Genomic DNA, 19935 nt, shown 5'->3' with positions numbered 1-19935 from the left:
TATGGGGGGCATGAGCACTGTGCCCGCTGCCGGAAACGTTGAAATCTTCAAGGCCAGGACCAACAAGTGGTTCGCCTGGCTGGCCTGGACCGTGGCGGTCGTCGGCCTGGTGGTCACGGTCGCCTCGGCCGGCCCCGCGGCACTCCCCACCACCGCGCCGCTGCTGCTGATCGCGCTGCTGGGCTGGCAGTTCTTCTGGATGCCCGCCGTCGTGGTGCACGACGGCGGCGTCACCCTGGAGAACCCGTTCCGCTCGGTCCTGGTGCCGTGGGCGGCCCTGGTGCACGTGGACACCCGCTACGCCCTGACGCTGGTGACGGCACAGAAGGGCTACGCCGCCTGGGCGGCGCCGGCCCCGGGCATCTGGGGCGGACGCAATGCCCGCCCCGAGGACCTGCAGGGCCTGCCGGACACCAGCTACGGCCCGGGGAAGTCGGTGCGGCCGGGCGACCTCAAATCCACCGACTCCGGCCAGGCCGCCCGCCTGGTGCGCACGCGCTGGCGGGACCTGGTGGAAAGCGGCGCCCTCGCCGCAGGCGACGCCGACACGGCTGTGACCGTCACGCTGCGCTGGGCGGCCATCGGCGGCGTCGTGCTGCTGCTGGCGGCCAGCTACTGGGCGGTTGCCGCCCGGTAGCTGGCCGCTGCCGGCGGCGTGGCTGCAGCGCATCTAGTGGTCCTTGGGTCCATCAAATGCGGTGACCGGGGCGGCCTCCGGAACCCGGCTGCCCGTTTCCCGCGCCTTCTTAGCGTTGAACTTCTTCTGCCGCGGGTCGAACGCGTCGCGCAGCCCGTCGCCGATGAAGTTGATGCTCAGGCAGATCAGCACGATGAACAGGCCGGGGAACCAGAACAGCCAGGGACGGGTGGCGAACGCCTGCTGGTTCTGCGAGATGAGCAGGCCCAGCGAGGTATCCGGAGCCTTGACGCCGACGCCGAGGAAGCTCAGCGCCGTCTCGGTGAGGATCGCGGCGGACATGGTCAGCGTGACGTTCACGATCAGCACGCCGACGGCGTTGGGCAGGATGTGCTTGAAAATGATCCGCGCGTTGCTGGCGCCGGAGATCCTGGCCGCGTCGACAAATTCCCGCTCGCGCAGGGTCAGGAATTCGCCGCGCATCAGGCGGGCCAGGCTCACCCAGCTGATCAGGCCGAGGAAGATGCCCAGGGCCAGGACGCCGTTGGTGCTGGCGAAGGCGGCGAACCAGCTTCCCGAGTCCCGCCGTCCGGCCATCTGCGCCATCACGGCGGCGAGCAGCAGCGCCGGAACGATGATGATCACGTCGGTCAGCCGCATCAGGATTGCTTCGGCCCAGCCGCGGAAGTAGCCCGAGACCGCTCCGACGACGACGCCGATCAGCCCCGCGATGATGCCGATGACGAACATGACCGTGATGGACTGCTGCGCCCCGCGCATGGTCATGGCGAACAGGTCGCGGCCGATCCGGTCCTGGCCGAACGGGTGCTCGCCCCAGGCCAGCGGCCAGAGCGAGGAGGTCGGCGCGCCGTCGTTGACCAGCGGCGAAACCTGCTCGTGGTTGTACTTCCACCAGCCGGGGATGCCCCAGTACCCGACCGAGGTGAAGGCGACGATGAAGATGAGCGCAAAAACCACCAGGCCGATGATGGCACCGGAGTGGCCGAGGAAGCGCTTGCGGACAATCTGGCCCTGGCTCAGGCCCTTCGCTTCGAGGACGGGCTCGATGCCGGCCGCCGGCGTGGGCTGCAATGCGGCTTCTTCGGCCATGATTTCGTCTTGCTGGCTTGGCTGGCTCATGCTTTTACCCTTACGCGCGGATCAAGTGCGGAGTAGGCGAGGTCCGCGATGAGGTTGAACACCATGGCAGTGATGGCTACACACAGGAAGACACCCATGACCGGGTTGGGGTCAACGTGCGAGATGCCGTCCAGGAAGAGGAAGCCCATGCCGCGGACGGAGAAGACCGATTCGGTGATGACGGCGCCGCCGATCAGGCCGCCAATGTCGAAGGCCACGATGGTGGCGATCGGGATCAGCGCGTTGCGGAAGGCGTGGCGCATCACCACGGTCCGTTCCGACAGGCCCTTGGCCCGGGCGGTCCGGATGTAGTCCATGTTCATGATCTCCAGCATCGAGGCCCGGGTGAACCGGGTGTAGCTGGCGAGGGAGATCAGGATCAGCGCCATCGTCGGCAGGATCAGGTGGGTGAAGGAGTCCAGGCCCAGGACCCAGAAGTCGCCTTCGATGTTGGGGGTGGTCGCCCCGATGGTCGCGATGGGGCGGCCACGCACCCGGCTGTTGTTGAAGTACGTGGGCCACGCCTGCATGAAACGGTCCAGCAGGATCATGAATCCCACCAGGAACGAGGTGATGGCGGCCGCGCGCATCGACTGCCCCCGGTCGTAGCCGCCGACCAGGTAACCGATGCCCAAGCCGACCAGGACGGCGGCGATGGCCAGCAGCACGATCATGACGAAGGTGGCCTGGTCCAGCAGGGGCTGGACCAGGAAGTACAGGACCACGCCGACGCCGACGGCGATCAGTGCGGATTGCAGGGCCTTGCGGTTTTTCAGGCCGGCGGTGAGCAGGGTGACGGCGAAGGCGATGCCGACGCCGGCAATGGCGATCAGCACCGGGCCCAGGCCCGGGGCCTTGAACCATTCGGTGGCGGAGAAGTAGATGAGGATGGCCGTGACGAAGAGGAAAACGACGCCGCCGGAAAGCACCCTGCGCTTCAGCTCGCCGCCTATCGCCACCGCGATCAGCGCACCGAAGGCGATGCCGATGGCGATGGCGGTCGGTATCGGGATCTCCGGGTTCCTCAGGAAGTTGTTGAAGCCGATGGCGCCGAATTCCTTGAGCAGGACGGCGACCCAGAAGATTGGGAKGGAGAAGAACAGGAAGGCCATGAAGGTCACGCCGTAATCCAGCGCGCTGTACTGGCGCAGGGCGGTGATGATGCCCAGGGTGATGCCGACCAGGATGGCCAGCACCGTGGCACCGGTGACCAGGGTCAGGGTCTGGATGAGGGCATGGCCCAAGGCGTCGGTGACGGGCTGGCCCACGATGTTCTTGCCCAGGTCACAGGAGTTGGCGAAGGGCACGAGGCACTGGGCGGCGCCGCCGAGCCACTTGAAGTAGCGCAGCGGCGGCGGGACGTCCAGCTGCAGGAGTTCGGTGCGGGCGTCCATCAGTTGCTGCTTGTTGGCCGCGCTGATGGCGCGGTATTCCTCGAGGGGGTCGCCTGACGCCGCTGTCAGGAGATACACCAGGAAGGATGCGCCGAGAAGAATGAGGGCGGCAGTCATGAGCCGCCGGACTATGTAGGTCACCATGGGGAATAGAACCTCGGTATTCGGGCCCAGGGATCGCCCGGACCGGTCTCAGAGTTAGGCCGGATGCCCCGGACGATGCGGCCGCGCCAGTTCATCGCCGGGGTCGCTAGAAAGGCGTCGGGACCGTAAAGCCGTGGTCCCGACGCCTTTAGCTAGCAAGTGTCACTTGAGGCTGCGGGCTACTTCTGCGCCCACTCCCAGAAGTTCCACCAGACACCGGTCTGGTTCGGCATGTACTTCACGCCGGTGACGCGGTCGCTGTATGCGTCCACGCCGACGGACTGGAACAGCGGCAGGCCGTAGCTGGAAGCCCAGATCTTCTTGTCGATCTGCTGGACCAGGTCATCCTGCTTGGCCTTGTCGGTGGTGACGATCAGTTCGTCCATCAGCTTGTCGGCGTCGGGATCGGTGAACTTGTTGAAGTTCGAGCCGTTTCCGGACTTGAAGATCTGCGGGACGCCGGAGACGCCGACACCCGAGTTGCTCCAGCCAAAGATGGTGGCATCGTAGCTGCCGTTGCCGAGGGCCGCGCCCCAGTCCGACTTGCCGAGGCCGCCGTCGACGACCTTGAAGCCTGCCTTGGCGGCGGACTCGCGGATCAGGGAGAAGGAGTCCACCCGGTTGGGGTTGTCCTTGTTGTACATGATGCGGACCGTGGGGGTGGCGCCGTTCAGCAGCTTCTTCGCACCTTCGATGTCAACATCCTGGTAGGCGGAGGAGCCGTTGTCCTTGACGGAGTCGGCGTACTTGGCCTGGTCCGGGACGAAGAGCTGGGAATCCAGCGGAGCGGACTTGTCATCGAGCTTCTTGACGATCTTGTCGACGATGTCCTTGCGCGGAACCGTCTTCATGAAGGCTTCGCGGACATTCTTGTCGGCGAACGGGCCGCTGTAGTTCAGGTCGAGGTGGTCGTAGGCCAGCTGGTGGCCCACCTCCACCGTGACGCCCTGGCTTTCGAGGGCCTTGAGCTGCTCCACCGTGTCGGCGGAAGCCTGCGGGGCGATGATGTCGGCCTCGCCGTTCTTCAGCGCCTGGACCTGGGCCGGGGCTTCGCCGATGTAGCGGACGGTGATTTCATCCAGCTTGGGCTCCGGGCCCCAGTTGTAGTCCTTGTTCCTGACCATGGTCAGGGACTGGTCCTGGTTGACGGCCTTGACGACGAAGGGGCCGTTGGAGAGGTAGAGGCTCGGGTCGGCCGGCAGCGTCTTGGTGTCGAAGCCGGTGTTCCACATGTCGGCCATGGCCTTGAGCTGCTTGTTCGCGGGCTTGGGGTTCTTAGCGTCGCCGCGCGGCATGCCCTTGACCAGGTCAACGAAGGCCTTGGCGTCCGCCAGGCCGGCCTTCTTCGCAAGGACGTGGGCCGGAATGTCGATGCCGGGGCCGCCGAGGGCGATTTCCCAGTCAGCGAAGGGCTTGGAGTACTTGAGGGTCATCGAGCGGTTGTCGTCGCCGAGTTCCGGGAAATCGGTCAGCGCCAGGCCGGTCGGATCTCCCGCGTAGTCGAAGTACGAGGTGCCCTTCTTGCCATCCGCGTCAGCATCGTTGTAGTAGCCGGAGAATGCTGCCCACTGAAGCACCAGGTCGGCTGCCGTGACGGGAGTGCCGTCAGACCACTTGACGCCGTCGTTGATGGTGTACTTCACGGTGAGCGGGTTGTCTGAGACCTTTTCCATCTTGCCGAACTTTTCGTTGCGTACAACGTTCAGCTTGTTATCGACGTAGAAGAACCCGGAGTGGGTGGCGTAGCTGATCTTGGAGTTGATATCAGTGTTGCCTTCAGCGGTGTTGGGGTTGAACGTATTGAACGCGTTCACCTCTACGACCGTTGCCGATCCGCCTGTCTTGGCTGCTGCCGCGGCCGACGACGGGGTTGTCCCGCCGCTGTTGCCTGCGCAAGCGCTCAGTGCGAGTGCTGCTGCTGCCGCGACCCCCACTGCTTTGGAAATACGACCGAATCGCATTCCGCCTCCTTGTTTCTGTGGTGTGGATGAGACCGGCGCCGTAGGCACCAGACAGACGTCCACACTCCCCCAGCGGCAGTGTGGCGCGTCTCACATGGGATGAAGCGTAAACCCATGACAGGGCAGAACGGCATGAAAGTTGACCGCGGGTATAGTTCGTTATCGAGCTGCAACAATTGACGGCGCCGTTAACTGAATTTTGTCGAAATTCATTGACGGATGCGGAACCCCAAGATAAAAGCCGATTGCTGCAAAAAGCCCGGATTCATGCAAATCGGGGCTTTACGAGTTAATCTTCCATTACTGGCCCCGACGGGGCCCAACCTGCGAAGCTGCCCTCCGCCACGTCTTCGTTGGCAGCGCGACCGCCCGATCGCCATGTACTTTCCGCTGCTCCGACGCTAACGGTTCTGGCCGATTGCCAAGGTGCCGGAATTGCAGGCCAGTTGAAGTCCGCCGCCGACCGGGTCGAGCCTGCAGTTCTGGTCCTTTACCCGCGGCCAGCCGGCGAGCTCGGGCGCGCTGCGGCTCCACCGGTAGTGGGTGTCGTCGTGCCGCACGTAGATGTCGACTGCCTCGCCGTCGAACTGATCCTGGGTGATGAGCACCGACTGGCCGTCAGCGGCTTCAAGCCTCACATAGTCAGCAGACATCCCAGCCGTGAGGAAGGCGAAGAACAACAAGAGCGCAAGGTAGGGCACCGCAGCGGCCGCAGCCAGACCTGCGGTCCACGCGGCTGCAAGCCGTAGCTTGCGGCGGCGGATCCTTCTGATGAGCGGCGGCACCAAAAGGCTCGCCGCGGCGACCGCCGCCATTAGCGCAATAGCCCGGAGCCCTGCGCCAATACATTCGGCCGGCACAGCGAAAAAGAGAAGTAGATGCGAACCGGCGGCAACCCTGGCGGCCTCAGACACTGCACTTCCGCCCCACCCGACCAGCGCTGCCGCCACCAGGACCGCAGCGCCCCAGCCCTCGCGTCGGCTCAGGGGTCCACATCCCACCTCTACACTCTGTCGGCTTCGAGGACGAAGAAGATGAAGGACAGGAACGCTGTCTTCTCGCCAGTGAGGATGCGCGGGGGGAGGAGTTCGTGCGGTGTATCTGGAGATGGGGCTGGTTCGCTTACGGCGGCTACACGGTACCCGGCCGAGATGAAGGCGTTGATCATCGCGTGAAGGGGCCGGTGCCAGAAGGTCAGGACCGCAGGCTCGCCGTCGAACTCGTAGTCCTCCGAGTACTCCCGGACGGCGAAGTAGTCCTCGGTTGGCTGGGTGACCACGCTGACCGTGGGGTGGTTGACCGACAGGATCAGGCGGCCGCCCGGCTTGAGCACGCGCCGTAGTTCGGCAAGCGGTGCCGACCAGTCCTCAAGGTAGTGCAGGACCAGGGACGCGACGACGTCGTCGAAGGAGTCATCGGCGAAAGGGAGCGGCCTGCTGAGGTCGGCCAGGTGGAGGTCTGCGCTCTCCCCCAGTCGCTGTCGTGCCAATTCGAGCATGGCAGGACTGGAATCGAAGCCGGTCACGACCGCGCCCTTGGCGCTCAGTGCCGCGGACAGGGGCCCGGAGCCGCACCCGGCGTCGAGAATCCGGCGGCCGGCCACCTCGCCGGCGAGGCCTAGCATCGCCGGCCGCTCGTAGTAGGCGTTGAGGAGGCTGGACTCGTTCTCCGCCGAGTAGCTCTCAGCGAAACTGTCGTAGTGGTCGGCTCGCACGGATCCCCGCTCTCAGGTTGACGCTGATGGTCAGGTCGGTCGGCCCGATCCTACAACTTTTCAGGGGTCCTGTGCGGGGCACCGCAGGACTTCACAAATGCTGATCACCCATCACCCAAACTTCTTCCATCGTCCTTCGGAAACCACCTCGACGGAGCCGTCGACGACCTTGATGGCTGTCTGTTCATCGATGGCGTAGGCAGGAACATCTATGTCGGCGGCCCACCGCTCTGCGTGGGCCAGGGTGTTGCCCGGGAAAGCGTCCAGGTGAGGAAAGATCGAAAAATCCACCACCCCCAGAGTCTGGTCATCCGGAGCGGACGGCCACTCGACGAAGTAATCCCCGATCCGGGGCGTCATCACCATGCTTCCGGCACTCACCCCCACCCACACCGTGTCGGGAAGTGAGGGCAGCAGCTCGGCCAGCCCGGACTCCCGCATCCAATGGGACAGGTACGTCGCGTCGCCGCCGTCGACCAGGAGCACGTCGGCCGCCCGAAGCCAAGGGACCCACCGATCTGCGCCGATGGTGGGCAGCGCGGTCAGCTCGAGAACACCGAGCGACGCCCAGCCCAGGCCGGACAAGTGAAGGTGGTTTGGGTCGGCGGCCAGTAGGCCCCGTACAGATGCCGGTCCGCACATGGGGTGACCCCACTGCGCCGTCGGGACGACCAGGGCGTGGCATTGGGCGACCGGTTTGTTGAGAAGCTGCACGAGCGCCGAGTGGATGCTCGGGTTCGTCACGCCGCCTGACGTCAGCAAGAGTTTCACACGTGCCCCCAAAGTTCGCGCGCGGATGGTGGATGTGCCTGAACGCGGGAAACGGGCTGGAACCCACCGGCCGATCCGGTAAGCATGCCCGTCTGGCGCTCGGCCCTTCAATAGGTACACACCCAGCAAATCTTTGTCCATGGTCCGGCATGGATGCAGACACCACTCAGGTGGTGGACGCGCGACCCGGTCCGGTTCACACCGCCGTCGAGCGGGTGGCTAGGCTGGGTGGATGGCGACAGTTATCCTCGTGCGGCACGGCCGCACCACAGCCAATGCCACTGGACTGCTGGCCGGCCGGGCAGCCGGCGTCAGCCTGGACCAGACCGGGCGGGAGCAAGCGGCTCTGACCGGAGACCGGCTCGCGACCGTGCCCTTGGTCGGGGTGGTGTCGAGCCCCCTTGAGCGTTGCCGGCAGACCGCCCAGCTCATCCTCGATCGCCAGGCGGGCGCGCCGTACGCGCCGGTCGATCTCGATCTCACCGAGTGCGATTACGGCCAGTGGCAGGGCCGCACGCTCAGTGATCTCGCGGCCGAGGATTTGTGGCCGGTTGTGCAGTCGCAACCGTCCGCCGTCGTCTTTCCCGGCGGTGAATCCATGGCCGCGATGCAGGCTCGGTCGGTGGCAGCGGTTCGACGCCACGACGCAGCTTTTGAAGCCGAGTACGGGCCAGGGGCCGTGTGGGTGGCGGTGAGTCACGGTGACATCATCAAGTCAATCCTCGCCGACGCGCTCGGCATGCACCTTGACCTGTTCCAGCGTATTAACGTGGGCCCCGCGTCCGTATCGATCGTCCGCTACGGCGCCAGTCGGCCGAGCGTCTACGCGACCAACACCGACGCGGGTGATCTGTCGTGGCTGTCGAACGGCATCCATTCTGGCGATGCGCCGGTGGGCGGCGGTGCAGGGCAACCGGCGCCATGACACTCATGTGCCTAAAATACTGACATGCCTTCACGTGTTCACGAGTTTGCCTGGCCCGATCGGGTCATCGTCGGCACCATCGGCGTTCCAGGGGCGCGCACGTTCTACCTGCAGGTGCGCGCAGGGAAGCAGCTCGTGAGTGTTGCCATGGAAAAGCAGCAGGCAGCTCTGCTCGCGGAGAAGGTCGACGAAATTCTCGACCAGCTCATCACCGTCGAGGGCAACCCGTTCAGCGTTCCCACGGGTACTCCCCTTGAACTTGTCGACAATGACCAGCTCGAGGCCGTTCAGGAACAGTTTCGCACCGGCGCCATGACCTTAGGGTGGGATCCAACCACGGCCCAGGTCGTCATAGAGGCCTATCCCGTCACCGATGCCGATGCCGATGCCGATGAGAACGACGAATCGCTTGACGAGGACGGCGCTAACGAGCCCGAAATGCTGCTGGTGCGAATGCCGGTCGGCACCGCCCGCGCATTCGCCAAGCGCACCCGCGAGATCGTGGGCGCCGGGCGTCCGACGTGCCCGCTCTGCGGTTACCCCATGGACGCCGACGGGCACATCTGCACCCTTCCCGAGATCTGATGCCAGCGCCCGACCTAGTGAACACCGAGCTGACCCTCACCGGCCGCATCACGACGGCATCAAACGCTACGTTTCTGGGCAGCATCGGCGACGTGATGGTCGTCTATAAGCCGATAGCCGGCGAAAGCCCGCTGTGGGACTTTCCCCACGGCACCCTGGCTCACCGGGAGGTGGCCGCCTACCTGGTCTCGCAGGCCTTCGGCTGGGACGTCGTGCCGCGCACCTGGCTGCGCGATGGTCCGATGGGCGAAGGAATGGTGCAGCTCTGGCAGGAGCAAAACCACGCCCAAAGCGCCGTCGACCTGGTCGCAACGGACCGCGTGCCGGAGACTGGCTGGAAACACGTCCTTGAGGGACGGGATGAGAACGGACGGATGGTCGCCCTCATTCACGAAGACTCGCCCGCGCTCAGACGCATGGCGGTGTTCGACATCATCGTCAACAACGCAGACCGCAAAGGCGACCACATTCTTGCCATGACGGACGGACACCGGCACGGCGTGGACCATGGGCTCACCTTCCACCCGGACCACAAACTGCGCACGGTGCTGTGGGGATGGCTGGGAGACGCTCTAACCGCCGAGGAACGTGACGGCATCGATCGCGTCAGCGAGGGACTGAACGGCGGACTGGGCCGAAACCTGGCGGATTTGCTCAGTGCCGAAGAAATCGCAGCGCTCGCCGCGCGCTGCGCCCGGTTGCGCTTGGCAGGGCGGTTTCCGGCTCCGCGCGGTGAGATGCCGGCGGTACCCTGGCCGCTGTTCTAAGGAACGACGGCGACGGCTTCGCCGGCTGTGCCGCGTTGAGTCGTCCTCTGCGGACGCGCCCGCAGAGCGGATCCAACGCCAGGCAAGGTCGGCGCCTTGACCACTTCACTCGTAGATGGTCGGGATAGCCGGACCGCCGGCCTGCAGCCGGTCCACGACCCGGGGCAACTCCGCCATGGAGGCCGCGTGCCGGTCCCGCGCCCGACCCACCGCGCCCGGCCCGGTCCACCCGGGCAGGAGCTCGCCGCCTCTCATGAACTGCTGCAGGAGCGGCCGGCAGTTCTTGCCATCGGCCGGCAGATGCTCCACGCCGAGGACCTCATGGGTGGCGGTGCCGCGGCCATCCAGGCGGCGCACCGCGAACTTGCGGCCGCCCACGTTGATCTTGTCCTTCGAGGTCTTCGCGACGGCGACGAGCCCGCCTGAGTCGCCGGCGCGGCTTACCAACTTGTAGACCATGCCGGCGGTGGGCGCCCCGGAACCCGTCACCAGCGACGTGCCGATCCCGTAGGAATCGGCCGGCGCTGACCCTAGCGCGGCGACGGAAAACTCGTCCAGGTCCGAGGTCACCACGATTTTGGTGTGCACGTTGCCCAGGCTGTCCAGGAGTTCGCGGACCCAGCGCGCCTGGGCCACGAGGTCTCCGGAGTCCAGCCGGATGGCCCCGAGCTTGTCTCCGGCAAGGTCGACGGCGGTGCGGACAGCCGCTTCGACGTCGTACGTGTCCACGAGCAGTGTGGTGCCCGCCCCCAGCGAGGCAAGTTGCGCCGCGAAGGCGTCGCGCTCGGAGTCGTGGACCAGCGTGAAGGAGTGTGCCGCGGTGCCGACGGTCCGGAGGCCGTAGCGCCGGCCGGCGGCCAGGTTGGACGTGCCGGAAAAGCCGGCGATCACGGCCGCGCGGGCCGCCGCCGCGGCCGCTTCCTCGTGCGTACGGCGGGAACCCATCTCAATACAGGGCCTGCCGCCGGCGGCACTGGTCATTCGGGAGGCGGCCGAGGCGATGGCACTGTCGTGGTTCAGCACCGACAGGACGTAGGTCTCCAGGACGCAGGCCTCGGCGAAGGTCGATTCCACGATCAAGATTGGGGAATGCGGAAAGTAAGCCTCGCCCTCCGGATATCCCCAGATGTCACCGGAGAACCGGAAGGCGGACAGGTGTTCCAGCGTGTCTTGATTAACCACCCCGGAACCGGCCAGGAAATCGAGGTCGTCCTGGCTAAAGCGGAAGTCCGCGATGCCTTCAAGGAGCCGGCCGGTGCCAGCCACGATCCCGTACCGGCGCCCGGCCGGGAGTCCGCGGGCAAAGGCCTGGAAGACGGACCGGCGGTGTGCGGCCCCGGAGTAGAGCGCCGCCTGGTACATGGTCAGCTCATAGTGATCGGTAAACAGTGAGGTCCGGGATCCGTCCGGTGCGGCAGATGTGCCCATGACTCACTCTAGGGCGGGGCCGCGCGGAAAGGGAGGCCGCTGGCCGCTGGTGCCGGCTGGCGTGCTGTACCGTCTCCGGGCCGCACTTAGCCAGTGCATGGAGCTTGCCGGATCCGAGCCGGCCCACGAACTGCTCACGCTCGTCAGCGCCGAACTGGAACGCCGCGAAAGCCCGGAGCATCCGCACCCGCGGTTCCCACCACGGTGAGGGACCAAAGACCCCACGCCGCCTCGGCGGCCTGGCTGCTGGCCCACCGCAAGGACCTTCGCCCCTACTCAGGGAACTCATACAAGCGATTAATGAGGGCTAGAGCGTGCGCTAAAGAGGAGAGGGATCATGGGAACATGCGATGTTTGCGGTAACCCCGACGGAAGGACGTTCACCGTCTCCATGGGAAACCAGAGTGGAACTTTCGACAGCTTCGAATGCGCCATACAAATGATGGCTCCGGCGTGCGAACACTGCGGCTGCCGGATCATCGGACATCCGGTGGAGAGCGAATCGGGCGTGTACTGCTGCCTCCACTGTGCCAAGGAAGCAGGAAACCCGCACAAGCCCGCCAAGGAACAACCTTCCGGCCTCGCCGTTCCGGTCCAAGACCCGTCCTCCCCCCGCTGAGTGCTTCCGCGGTGAACCGCCACCTCGGACTGGGCGGTTCACCGCGGAGATGGGGTGAGCGCGGTGGGAGATAGGGGCCGCTGTGGGCGAACCACGCGTCGACCATGTCGGATTACGTGGGCCAGGGAAAGTGCGTGGCCGGGCACTAAATAGGGGAAGCCCCACCAGCAATGCTGAAGGGGCTTCGACTGTTTTGATTCCGTTATGACGAACATCATCTCCCGAACTTGCGGGAATCCTAGCGCTTCCTGCCTCGTCACCGGCAGACCACGGAGGATTAGATCCACCATGCGTTCAAGGGTTCCCCTGTTGTTCGTTCCCGTCCTTCTTTCGAAGAACGTATTAACAGTGATACGCCTAGTTTTTCGATGGCGCAAGAGCCAATGCTCCCCGCGTCGGCGGGGCTTTTTCCGAGCGGTGTCGGTGGATCAAGGTGACTGTAGGAGACTGCAGCTTGGATCCAGGGCCACAGCACCGCCGCAGAGGCCAGTTCCTGACGCCCGAACTGAACCTGAATCGAAAAGCCATCCGCCACGGGATCCGATAGCAACGCTAGGCTGTCATCGTGTTTGCCAGCTCGTGCTTCTCCGGGGTGACTTCCACCAGCAGGTTTGGCCTGACATTGTTGTCGAACCATGCATCGTGCTGCGCGGCCTCCTCCCAAATTTCCACGACAGTCATTCCGCCTACGCTCTCATAGGCGTAATGGGCGTTGAATCCTGGCGTGGCCATGAGCTTGTCCCTGAGAGCGGCGGCGATGCCTTCGTACTGTTCCCGGGTCAGGCCGGGCACAAGGTTTTGGACCAGAACAGTCATGGCGGACTCCTTTATAACCGAACGGCCAGCCGGGCGGACGGAACCCGCGGACAGGGCCGGCACAGCCGAAGCCTACGCCGGTAACGGCGGCCGCGACATAGCTGGGTGCTACCCCGTGGGGCTGGGACGGACCCCAAGACGGGGCGTTTGCGTGGCGAGCCTCGACACGTTGGATTCGTGCCGGGAACACGCGCCCGGCCAGGGGGCCAGTCGGCGATGTGTACGTTGGGTTGGCCGCGTCCGGCCCTGTTAAGGTTGGCGCTCCGGCCGGGCACTCAGTGCCGGGTCTCGTACCTGGTGAGGACCACACCGCCCGGAAAGGTCCGGGTCTCCACCAAGCTCAGGTTCACCCAGTTGTCCAGGGCTGTGAAGAACGGCGTGCCGCCGCCCAACAGCACCGGATGGGTGACGATCGCGTACTCGTCGATCAGTCCGGCCCGCATGGCTGCCGCGGCGAGCGTGGCACCGCCGATGTCCATGGAGGCGCCGTCGTCCGCCTTGAGCCGGGTGATCTCCGTGACCGCGTCGCCGGTGACCAGGCGGGTGTTGCCGTCGACCGTGCGGGTCGTCGAGGAGAACACCACCTTTGGCAAGTCCCGCCAGCGGCGGGCGAACTCGATCTGCGCCGGTGTGGCGCCAGGCTGCTGGTCGGCAGTCGGCCAGTGGGAGCTCATCCTCTCCCACAGTTTGCGCCCGTACAGCGCCAGCCCGGTCGCCGCCACCCGGTCGGACCACCATTGGAACAGCTCGTCGCTCGGTGCGCTCCAGCCGAGGTCATCGCCGGGGGCAGCGATGTAGCCGTCCAGGCTCAGGTTCATACCGAAGGTCAATTTGCGCATGGCGTCAGTCTCCCGTGAGGGGGTATTCCTTGTACAGAGTTGAACAGACCCGGAACGCCGACGCGTGACTAACCGTTCATATCGATCGCCGGTCAAGCGGGCCGCAGAAGTTCACTGCACCGCCGAGGCTTCGCCGTCACAAACGGGACAGCAGGTGATGGACGCTATGTGTGTGAAGTCCCGCCAGCCAGCATGGCCGGCGGGACCTTTCAAGTTAGCTCTCGCCGCACCCTGCTTGACAGAAAGAGAAACTAAGCAAGCTTATCATCCTGACGCTTCTCCACCTGCTGGTAGGCAGAGGCCCGGCGGCGGTCATCCTCCGGCTACCCTGAGTCATGACCGACCACCCAAAGACCTGGCACGACGGGCACAAAGCCACCCTCACTAGAGGGCAGCGCGCCGCAGACATCATGCGAAACGGAATGGGAAGTTGGCCATTCGTGGGCGGCTTCATCACTTTCATGCTCATCTGGGCCGCCATAAACACCTGGGCCCTGGCCACCAACTCCTGGGATCCGTACCCCTACATCCTTCTCAACCTCCTGCTCTCGATGCTGGCCGGACTCCAAGGGGCCATCCTGTTGATCGCCGCCAAAAGGCAGGATGCCATCGCCGCCGCCATGGCTCAACACGACTACGACACCAATGTAAAGGCCAAGGAAGAGATTGAGCTGCTTATGGCAATCAACAGCCAACAGTTGGAGATCCTCAAGGAGCTGAAGGAACTGGCGACCATTGAACGCCATGGCGTCATCGATCCTGCCGGCATCTGACCTGCACCCGGTGCCCGGACTAGGCCAGGCCAGTAGGCCCTCCTGGGCCCCCGGCTCCTTCTCCTGGGAAGCGCTGAGGCGGTGCAGTCAGCGCTGCAAGCCACCTGTAGGGTCGGAGCATGATCCAGACTGTCGCAGCGCCAATCTTGTCGTCCTATCACTGGCTTGGCATCCCGATCGCCGTCGCCGGAGCGATTCTGCTGGCCCTGGGCACCCTCTTCCAGCACAAAGCCGTAGACGAGCAGGCGCCCGCACCGGGGCGCGGCGCCGGGAGCATGGGAGGGGGCCGGCTGCAGGCCCTCCTGGGCAAACCGGCGTGGCTCGCCGGCACAGCCATGCTGGGAGCAGCAATACTCCTGCAGCTCACAAGTCTGAGATTCTCACCCCTGATCGTTGTGCAGCCCATCGGCGCAGTCGCCCTTGTGGTCACGGCCCTGGCGACCGCCAAAATGACCCGGAGGCCGCCGGGCCGCCGAGCGCTCACATCCGTGGCCCTGTGTATTGCCGGTGTCGGGGTGTTTGTTGCAGTCGCTGCAGTTTCCGCGCGCGACGTTGCAATCACCGACCGGCAACTCATCACAATTCTGATACTGCTCGGCGCTGTCCTCGCCGCGCTCGGCACGGGTTTCGGCCTTTGGCGCCACAGCTGGAGCGCCGTCGTGTTCACCGCCGGAGCCGGGACACTCTTCGGGTTCGTCGCGGCGCTGGCTAAAACCGTCATTGCCCGACTCTTCCAGGGCGACTTCGAATGGCTATCCCTGACCTGTCTGGCAGGGCTCATCATCGCAGCCCTGTTCGGGACGTTTTTGGTCCAAAACGCCCACACCCGAGGGACACCCGAACTCGTCGTCGCGGGCCTGACAGTAATTGATCCGCTCGTCGCCGTCACCATAGGCATTACCGTCCTCGGGGAGGCTGACACAGCCCCGGCAGAAGCATTCATCGCATTCCTCCTCGCCGGCGCAACAGCCGTCGCCGGAGTCGTCCTGCTGGCCACCGTCAAAAAGGCACCGGTCAGCACTACGGCCGCATAGTCCGTAGCACAGCAGCCTCCTCCGTCCTGACCGCGACAGCTGCCCCTACGGCCGCATCCGTCTCCCCCGCAGCTCTGCCCCGACCAGTGCGCGGCAGCCAACACTAGCCACCGCTGTACTCTTCAATTCGCCGCGCAATATGGCAACCGCGGAAGGCGTCACCGCCATGGTCGCGATTGACGTCTGCATTCCTAGACAGACCTTATTCCGTGAGACGCGTCGACCCGGCCCTTTTGCGCGTGCGAAGAAGCTCTGGCGGTCGTGGCACCATGCAGGGCTATTTCCGCAAAAGCGGCCGCCAGGAACATGTGTTCTTGGCGGTCATCGCAAAAGGGCTCAGGGACTACACGTTGAAGCGGAACTCCCCCACGTTCCGTCACGGAATAAACTTTGCTCCACCACGATGGACCCGAAGACGAGTTCGCGGCCGATCCAGAGCACCCGCGCACTCCCGGACCTGCTCGAGAGGACCTCATGAAGTTGCGCGCGGCACTCCGGAAGGTTCAGCGCCTGGACGGACCGGACATCACCGGCGGGTTCCTCACCCTCGTTGAAGAGGAACGTCGTCGTCGTAGGACGGCGCGGAAAATCCACATCTCCGGGCCCGCCCGGGCACGTCGACGCCCGCCCCGCACCGGACCCGGCACCGACCCCGCACCGAAGTGAGCGCGGTCGGTGACCTGTGCTGCGCTGACAGAAAAGACACGGGCCACGACCTCGTTTTCGCCACCTCCACCCGGACGTAGCCGCCGACTGACCTGCAACCGGGAAGGACCCTGTGACGCCCTCGAATCAGACCAGGCCGGGCACAGTCCCGTGTCCCGGTTCAATGGCAAGGAGAGCGCCCATGCCGGGCGCCGGCTCTGAATCCCGGGACTCGAGCCAGGAGTCCAGCTCCTCAGCGGACACCGGACTGGACATGAAGAAGCCCTGGGCGAGGTCGCACCCATAGTCACTGAGCGCCCGGTAGGCCCGTTCGTCTTCAACGCCCTCCGCCGTCATTTCAAAGCCCAAGCTGTGGGCCAAGTCGATGGTCGAGACCACCAAAGCGGTAGCGCGGGCATCATCCATCATCGAAAGAACAAAGGACTTGTCGAGCTTGAGCTCATCGATGGGAAGCTCCCGCAGGTAGGACAGCGAACTGTACCCCTTTCCAAAGTCGTCGACGGCGATCCTGACCCCCATCTCCCGCAGGGCCGCCAGCACAGCACAGGCACGCTCACGGTCAGCAACCAGCACGTCCTCCGTGATCTCCACGACCAGCACAGAAGGAGATAACCCCCGGGCGGCGGCCATGGCGGCAACCTGTTCTGGCAGCCGCGCGTCCATAATCGACCCCGCGGACAAATTAACCGCAACAGAAATCAACCGTCCCTGCCTCGTCCACCGAGCCGCCTGATCCAAGGCCTTGACCAGCACCACGCCCGTCAGGGCCCGCATGAGACCGGCCTCCTCAAAGCGATTGAGGAAAGCATCGGGCTGCAATAACCCCAGGCTCGGGTGGGTCCAGCGAACGAGCGCTTCTACGCCGCGGACCTCGCCCGTCCCCAGCTCAAGCTTCGGCTGGAAATGCAGAACAAGCTGATCTTCGGCCAGGGCTGCATTCAATGCCTGCACGCTGTGGAAGTGCGTGTGACCAGAGGCGCCCACTGTCTCCATGTAGAGAGCGTGGCCGCTGCGGTTGGACTTCGCCGAGTACATAGCCATGTCCGCTTTGCGCAATAGCAAACTCAGGTCCCGGCCTTGCTCCGGAAAACACGAAATGCCAATGCTGGCGTTGACCTGCACCGTGACCCCGCCCAAGTCATAAGCGCTCCCCAAAACCTCCCGAAGCTTCAGGGCCACCGCCTCCGCTTCCTTCGGCGAACAGTCGGCGACATGAACGACAAACTCATCCCCGCCCATCCGGGTCAATAGATCGGCGTCACGGAGGTTTCCGGACAATCGTGCGGCGACCTGCCTGAGGAGCTCATCCCCCACATCGTGGCCCAACCCGTCGTTGATCTCCTTGAACTTATCCAAATCCAGTAACAGGACTGCGCTGGCCCGGCGGGCGTCGGCCAGCCGTAGCGGCAGATCAGCGTACAGGGCGCGCCTGTTCGGAAGACCGGTGAGCTCGTCGGTCCTGGCCTGCCGGTTGGCATCAGCCAGCCGGATCCTCTGCCGAAACACCAACGGCAACACGGCCAACGCCAAGGTAAGTCCCGCCAGCACAACCGCCAGCAGCATCACGCGTTGTTGGGTGGCCAGGATTAGGACACCAAGTCCTGCAACCGTTGCTAGTGCCGGGACGGCCTGAACCGGGATATCAGGACGCCTTGCCCGGGCCGACGACTGCCCGGCATCTTCCTGAACTACCGCCCAACAACCGATCAAGGCAGTCCCCAGCGCCCACGCCGTATCCAGCGGAGTTCCCACGACATAAAGATCGTGGAGTTCCAGCAGCGCATACACGATGTCCGCCCCGGTAAACGTGAGCAATCCAGCCACCAGCAGGACCCACCCACGTCCCAACCCGCCGCCAGGGGTGGCTGCGATTCCCATGACCGTAGCGACCAACAACAGATCCAGCAGAGGATAGGCGGCGCCAACCGCTGCCGCCACCGAATGCGACCCCCCAAAAGCAGACCCAAAAACCGGCCCCAGGACCACGGTCAGAGCTGCTGCAGCCCCAAGGCCTCCCACAACACTGTCCAGGACGACCGGCCAGGTCATGTCGCGCAGCCGCCCCCTGACGACCACCAGCAACGCCGCGAGCATCAGGATGTAGAAGCCGACATACCCAATATCCGCGGGCGAAGGCAGGGGAACATTTCCACCGCTGGCCGACTGTACAGCATAGTAGGTGTCGCCCGCGGCCTGGCACGACACAGCAGCTGCCACCAAAGCGATGTCCGGTCTGCGGGAGCGCGCTCGTCCGACCACAAGCCAACAGACAACCGCAGGCAGCCAAACCGTCAGGAGCGACAAGAATCCATCGACAAGGGGACTGAAAGCATCCGAATCACGGCACAAGACGCCGACCGCATACAGGACCGCGGCAGCGATCATGCCACCGGAACACACCCAGATAAAACGCCTCCACGAGTGGACTCCGGCGCCCGCCACGTCCTGTCCCGCCATCAGCCCTCACCCCAGCAACGGGCCACAGGGGCGATCCGCAGAGCAACGCCGCGCTTGGCTTTCGAAAAGTCACCAATTAGGGCAAAGACGTCGACAACATTGCAGATCATGATGCTCCTCCGCGGAAACCTTCCGCTACATACTCAGCTATCGACCTACAAACGCGCCCGGTAACGATATCCCGCCCATAAGGAAGTCCTCCGAAGCTCTGGTACTGGCGTCGACCCAGCTGCAACGAACCTCAGTCGAATCCGGGAAGGATAAGGGGGTCCAATCTTTCGGGGCCGGAGCCGGTTGCCTCAGGATGCAAAGTCCGGGCGGCATCATTTCGCCTTGGCAACCGGTGGCAAAACGCGCATGGCCGCTAAGAACACAAGTTCTTGGCGGCCATCGCAAAACGTCTCAGAGGATCAGGAACTACACGTTGAAACGGAACTCCACCACGTTCCGTCACGGAATAACCTCTACATAGCGGTCGTAGGCCGACGGCTGCTCATCGCCGTGTACAGCCCCGTGGAGCAGAGACGCGAAACCAGACTTCTCAGGGGGAGACGGTGGTTAGCGGCCGTTGTACTCGTCGTCTGTGATGTGCTCACCCCAGGTCGTGGTGGTGGCGGGGTCTTCGCCGTTCTGGAGCATGGCGATGTGTTCCATGAAGCAGCCGGGGGCGGCGGCATGCCAGTGTTCCTCGCCGGGTGCGGTGTAAAGAGTCTGGCCCGGGTGGACTTCAATGGTCTTGCCGTCGCGGCCGCCGAAGCGGGCAACCCCTTGGGTGACCCGAAGGTACTGGCCGTGCTCGTGGGAGTGCCAGGCGGTGCGGGCTCCGGGGGCGAAGCGGACGGTGGCGACGACCATCGTCTGGCCGGGCTCATGGGGCAGGGCGATCGGGTCGAGCCAAACGTCGCCGGCAAACTGCGCGGATGGGTTTTTCGTTGTCGGCACGGCGGGTTCGATGTTCATGTTTTTCCTACTTGTTGTCGGTGAATAGTTGTTTGGCGACGCGCATCGCGGCCATGCCCTTGGGCCAGCCGGCGTAGAGCGTGATGTGGGTGATGGCTTCGATGAGCTCTTCCTGCGTCACGCCGTTCTCCAGAGCGCGGCCGAGGTGGAAGCCCAACTGCTCTGTGTTCCCGCCCGCGGTGAGCACGGCCACGGTGATGAGGCTGCGGTCCCGCGCGGGGAGTTCAGGCGGGTTCCAAACGTGCTCGAAAAAGCACGTCGTCGGTGAGCTCGGCAAGCTTGGGTGCAAAGTCGCCGAACATTCT

General features: G+C 64.7%; 19 protein-coding genes. 7 read left to right on the top strand and 12 right to left on the bottom strand.

The features are described 5' to 3' along the window. The first annotated feature begins 10 nt into the window (after positions 1 to 10). Positions 11 to 637 carry a PH domain-containing protein gene (locus tag AC1DBD_RS03585; RefSeq protein ID WP_476981443.1) on the top strand — a complete coding sequence of 209 codons (627 nt, stop codon included), beginning with the start codon at positions 11 to 13 and terminating at the stop codon, positions 635 to 637. A 33-nt stretch (positions 638 to 670) separates the two neighbouring features. On the opposite strand, the gene AC1DBD_RS03580 is transcribed toward AC1DBD_RS03585, so the two are convergent. From AC1DBD_RS03580 to AC1DBD_RS03555, 6 genes are all read right to left on the bottom strand, one after another. Further along, entirely contained in the window at positions 671 to 1777 is a 1107-nt protein-coding gene (locus AC1DBD_RS03580) for an ABC transporter permease (RefSeq protein WP_441417155.1), read from the bottom strand. Next, positions 1774 to 3315 (bottom strand): ABC transporter permease subunit, encoded by a 1542-nt coding sequence (locus tag AC1DBD_RS03575; protein ID WP_476981442.1) that lies wholly within the window; start codon positions 3313 to 3315, stop codon positions 1774 to 1776. The genes AC1DBD_RS03580 and AC1DBD_RS03575 overlap by 4 nt, the downstream gene beginning before the upstream one ends. Before the next feature lie 179 nt (positions 3316 to 3494). After that, positions 3495 to 5276 (bottom strand): ABC transporter family substrate-binding protein, encoded by a 1782-nt coding sequence (locus AC1DBD_RS03570; RefSeq protein WP_441417153.1) that lies wholly within the window; start codon positions 5274 to 5276, stop codon positions 3495 to 3497. Between the two features lie 401 nt (positions 5277 to 5677). Then, entirely contained in the window at positions 5678 to 6091 is a 414-nt protein-coding gene (locus AC1DBD_RS03565) for a hypothetical protein (RefSeq protein ID WP_476981441.1), read from the bottom strand. Positions 6092 to 6279: 188 nt separating this feature from the next. Further along, on the bottom strand, positions 6280 to 6990 hold the full coding sequence (locus AC1DBD_RS03560; protein WP_441417151.1) for a class I SAM-dependent methyltransferase: 711 nt from the start codon (positions 6988 to 6990) through the stop codon (positions 6280 to 6282). A 111-nt stretch (positions 6991 to 7101) separates the two neighbouring features. After that, on the bottom strand, positions 7102 to 7761 hold the full coding sequence (locus AC1DBD_RS03555) for a Type 1 glutamine amidotransferase-like domain-containing protein (protein ID WP_476981440.1): 660 nt from the start codon (positions 7759 to 7761) through the stop codon (positions 7102 to 7104). A 232-nt stretch (positions 7762 to 7993) separates the two neighbouring features. Between AC1DBD_RS03555 and AC1DBD_RS03550 the strand changes: the two genes are divergently transcribed. Genes AC1DBD_RS03550 through AC1DBD_RS03540 form a run of 3 tightly spaced genes read left to right on the top strand, consistent with a single transcriptional unit; the run spans position 7994 to position 10038 of the window. After that, complete coding sequence (locus tag AC1DBD_RS03550) at positions 7994 to 8686, top strand: histidine phosphatase family protein (protein ID WP_476892179.1); 693 nt, start codon at positions 7994 to 7996, stop codon at positions 8684 to 8686. A 24-nt stretch (positions 8687 to 8710) separates the two neighbouring features. Then, positions 8711 to 9271 carry a DUF3090 domain-containing protein gene (locus tag AC1DBD_RS03545; protein WP_476981439.1) on the top strand — a complete coding sequence of 187 codons (561 nt, stop codon included), beginning with the start codon at positions 8711 to 8713 and terminating at the stop codon, positions 9269 to 9271. Continuing rightward, positions 9271 to 10038 carry an SCO1664 family protein gene (locus tag AC1DBD_RS03540; RefSeq protein WP_476981438.1) on the top strand — a complete coding sequence of 256 codons (768 nt, stop codon included), beginning with the start codon at positions 9271 to 9273 and terminating at the stop codon, positions 10036 to 10038. Before AC1DBD_RS03545 ends, AC1DBD_RS03540 begins: the two co-directional genes overlap by 1 nt. 105 nt (positions 10039 to 10143) lie before the next feature. Here AC1DBD_RS03540 and AC1DBD_RS03535 read toward each other — a convergent pair whose 3' ends face one another. The 3 genes from AC1DBD_RS03535 to AC1DBD_RS03525 form a co-directional block, all read right to left on the bottom strand. Next, positions 10144 to 11466 carry a nicotinate phosphoribosyltransferase gene (locus tag AC1DBD_RS03535; protein WP_476981437.1) on the bottom strand — a complete coding sequence of 441 codons (1323 nt, stop codon included), beginning with the start codon at positions 11464 to 11466 and terminating at the stop codon, positions 10144 to 10146. A 1171-nt stretch (positions 11467 to 12637) separates the two neighbouring features. Continuing rightward, positions 12638 to 12901 (bottom strand): hypothetical protein, encoded by a 264-nt coding sequence (locus AC1DBD_RS03530; protein ID WP_441417144.1) that lies wholly within the window; start codon positions 12899 to 12901, stop codon positions 12638 to 12640. Positions 12902 to 13176: 275 nt separating this feature from the next. Next, on the bottom strand, positions 13177 to 13740 hold the full coding sequence (locus AC1DBD_RS03525) for a dihydrofolate reductase family protein (RefSeq protein WP_476981436.1): 564 nt from the start codon (positions 13738 to 13740) through the stop codon (positions 13177 to 13179). Between the two features lie 335 nt (positions 13741 to 14075). Here AC1DBD_RS03525 and AC1DBD_RS03520 point away from each other — a divergent pair, with 335 nt between their 5' ends. From AC1DBD_RS03520 to AC1DBD_RS03510, 3 genes are all read left to right on the top strand, one after another. Further along, positions 14076 to 14513 carry a DUF1003 domain-containing protein gene (locus AC1DBD_RS03520; RefSeq protein ID WP_476892174.1) on the top strand — a complete coding sequence of 146 codons (438 nt, stop codon included), beginning with the start codon at positions 14076 to 14078 and terminating at the stop codon, positions 14511 to 14513. 119 nt (positions 14514 to 14632) lie between these two features. Beyond that, positions 14633 to 15547: a DMT family transporter gene (locus tag AC1DBD_RS03515; protein WP_441417141.1), complete on the top strand. Its 915-nt coding sequence runs from the start codon at positions 14633 to 14635 to the stop codon at positions 15545 to 15547. A gap of 390 nt (positions 15548 to 15937) precedes the next feature. Continuing rightward, the gene (locus tag AC1DBD_RS03510; RefSeq protein WP_476981435.1) at positions 15938 to 16213 is read left to right on the top strand and encodes a hypothetical protein; all 276 of its coding nucleotides are present in this window, start codon (positions 15938 to 15940) and stop codon (positions 16211 to 16213) included. 126 nt (positions 16214 to 16339) lie between these two features. On the opposite strand, the gene AC1DBD_RS03505 is transcribed toward AC1DBD_RS03510, so the two are convergent. The 3 genes from AC1DBD_RS03505 to AC1DBD_RS03495 all read right to left on the bottom strand — a co-directional run bounded on the left by AC1DBD_RS03505 (position 16340) and on the right by AC1DBD_RS03495 (position 19907). After that, entirely contained in the window at positions 16340 to 18430 is a 2091-nt protein-coding gene (locus AC1DBD_RS03505) for a putative bifunctional diguanylate cyclase/phosphodiesterase (RefSeq protein ID WP_476981434.1), read from the bottom strand. A 798-nt stretch (positions 18431 to 19228) separates the two neighbouring features. Next, the gene (locus AC1DBD_RS03500) at positions 19229 to 19630 is read right to left on the bottom strand and encodes a cupin domain-containing protein (protein WP_476981433.1); all 402 of its coding nucleotides are present in this window, start codon (positions 19628 to 19630) and stop codon (positions 19229 to 19231) included. A 7-nt stretch (positions 19631 to 19637) separates the two neighbouring features. Next, entirely contained in the window at positions 19638 to 19907 is a 270-nt protein-coding gene (locus AC1DBD_RS03495; protein ID WP_476981432.1) for a carboxymuconolactone decarboxylase family protein, read from the bottom strand. Positions 19908 to 19935: the final 28 nt, after the last annotated feature.

It is taken from the genome of Arthrobacter sp. 10T419 (assembly GCF_056394105.1).
This window is presented reverse-complemented; position numbering and strand designations above follow the sequence as displayed.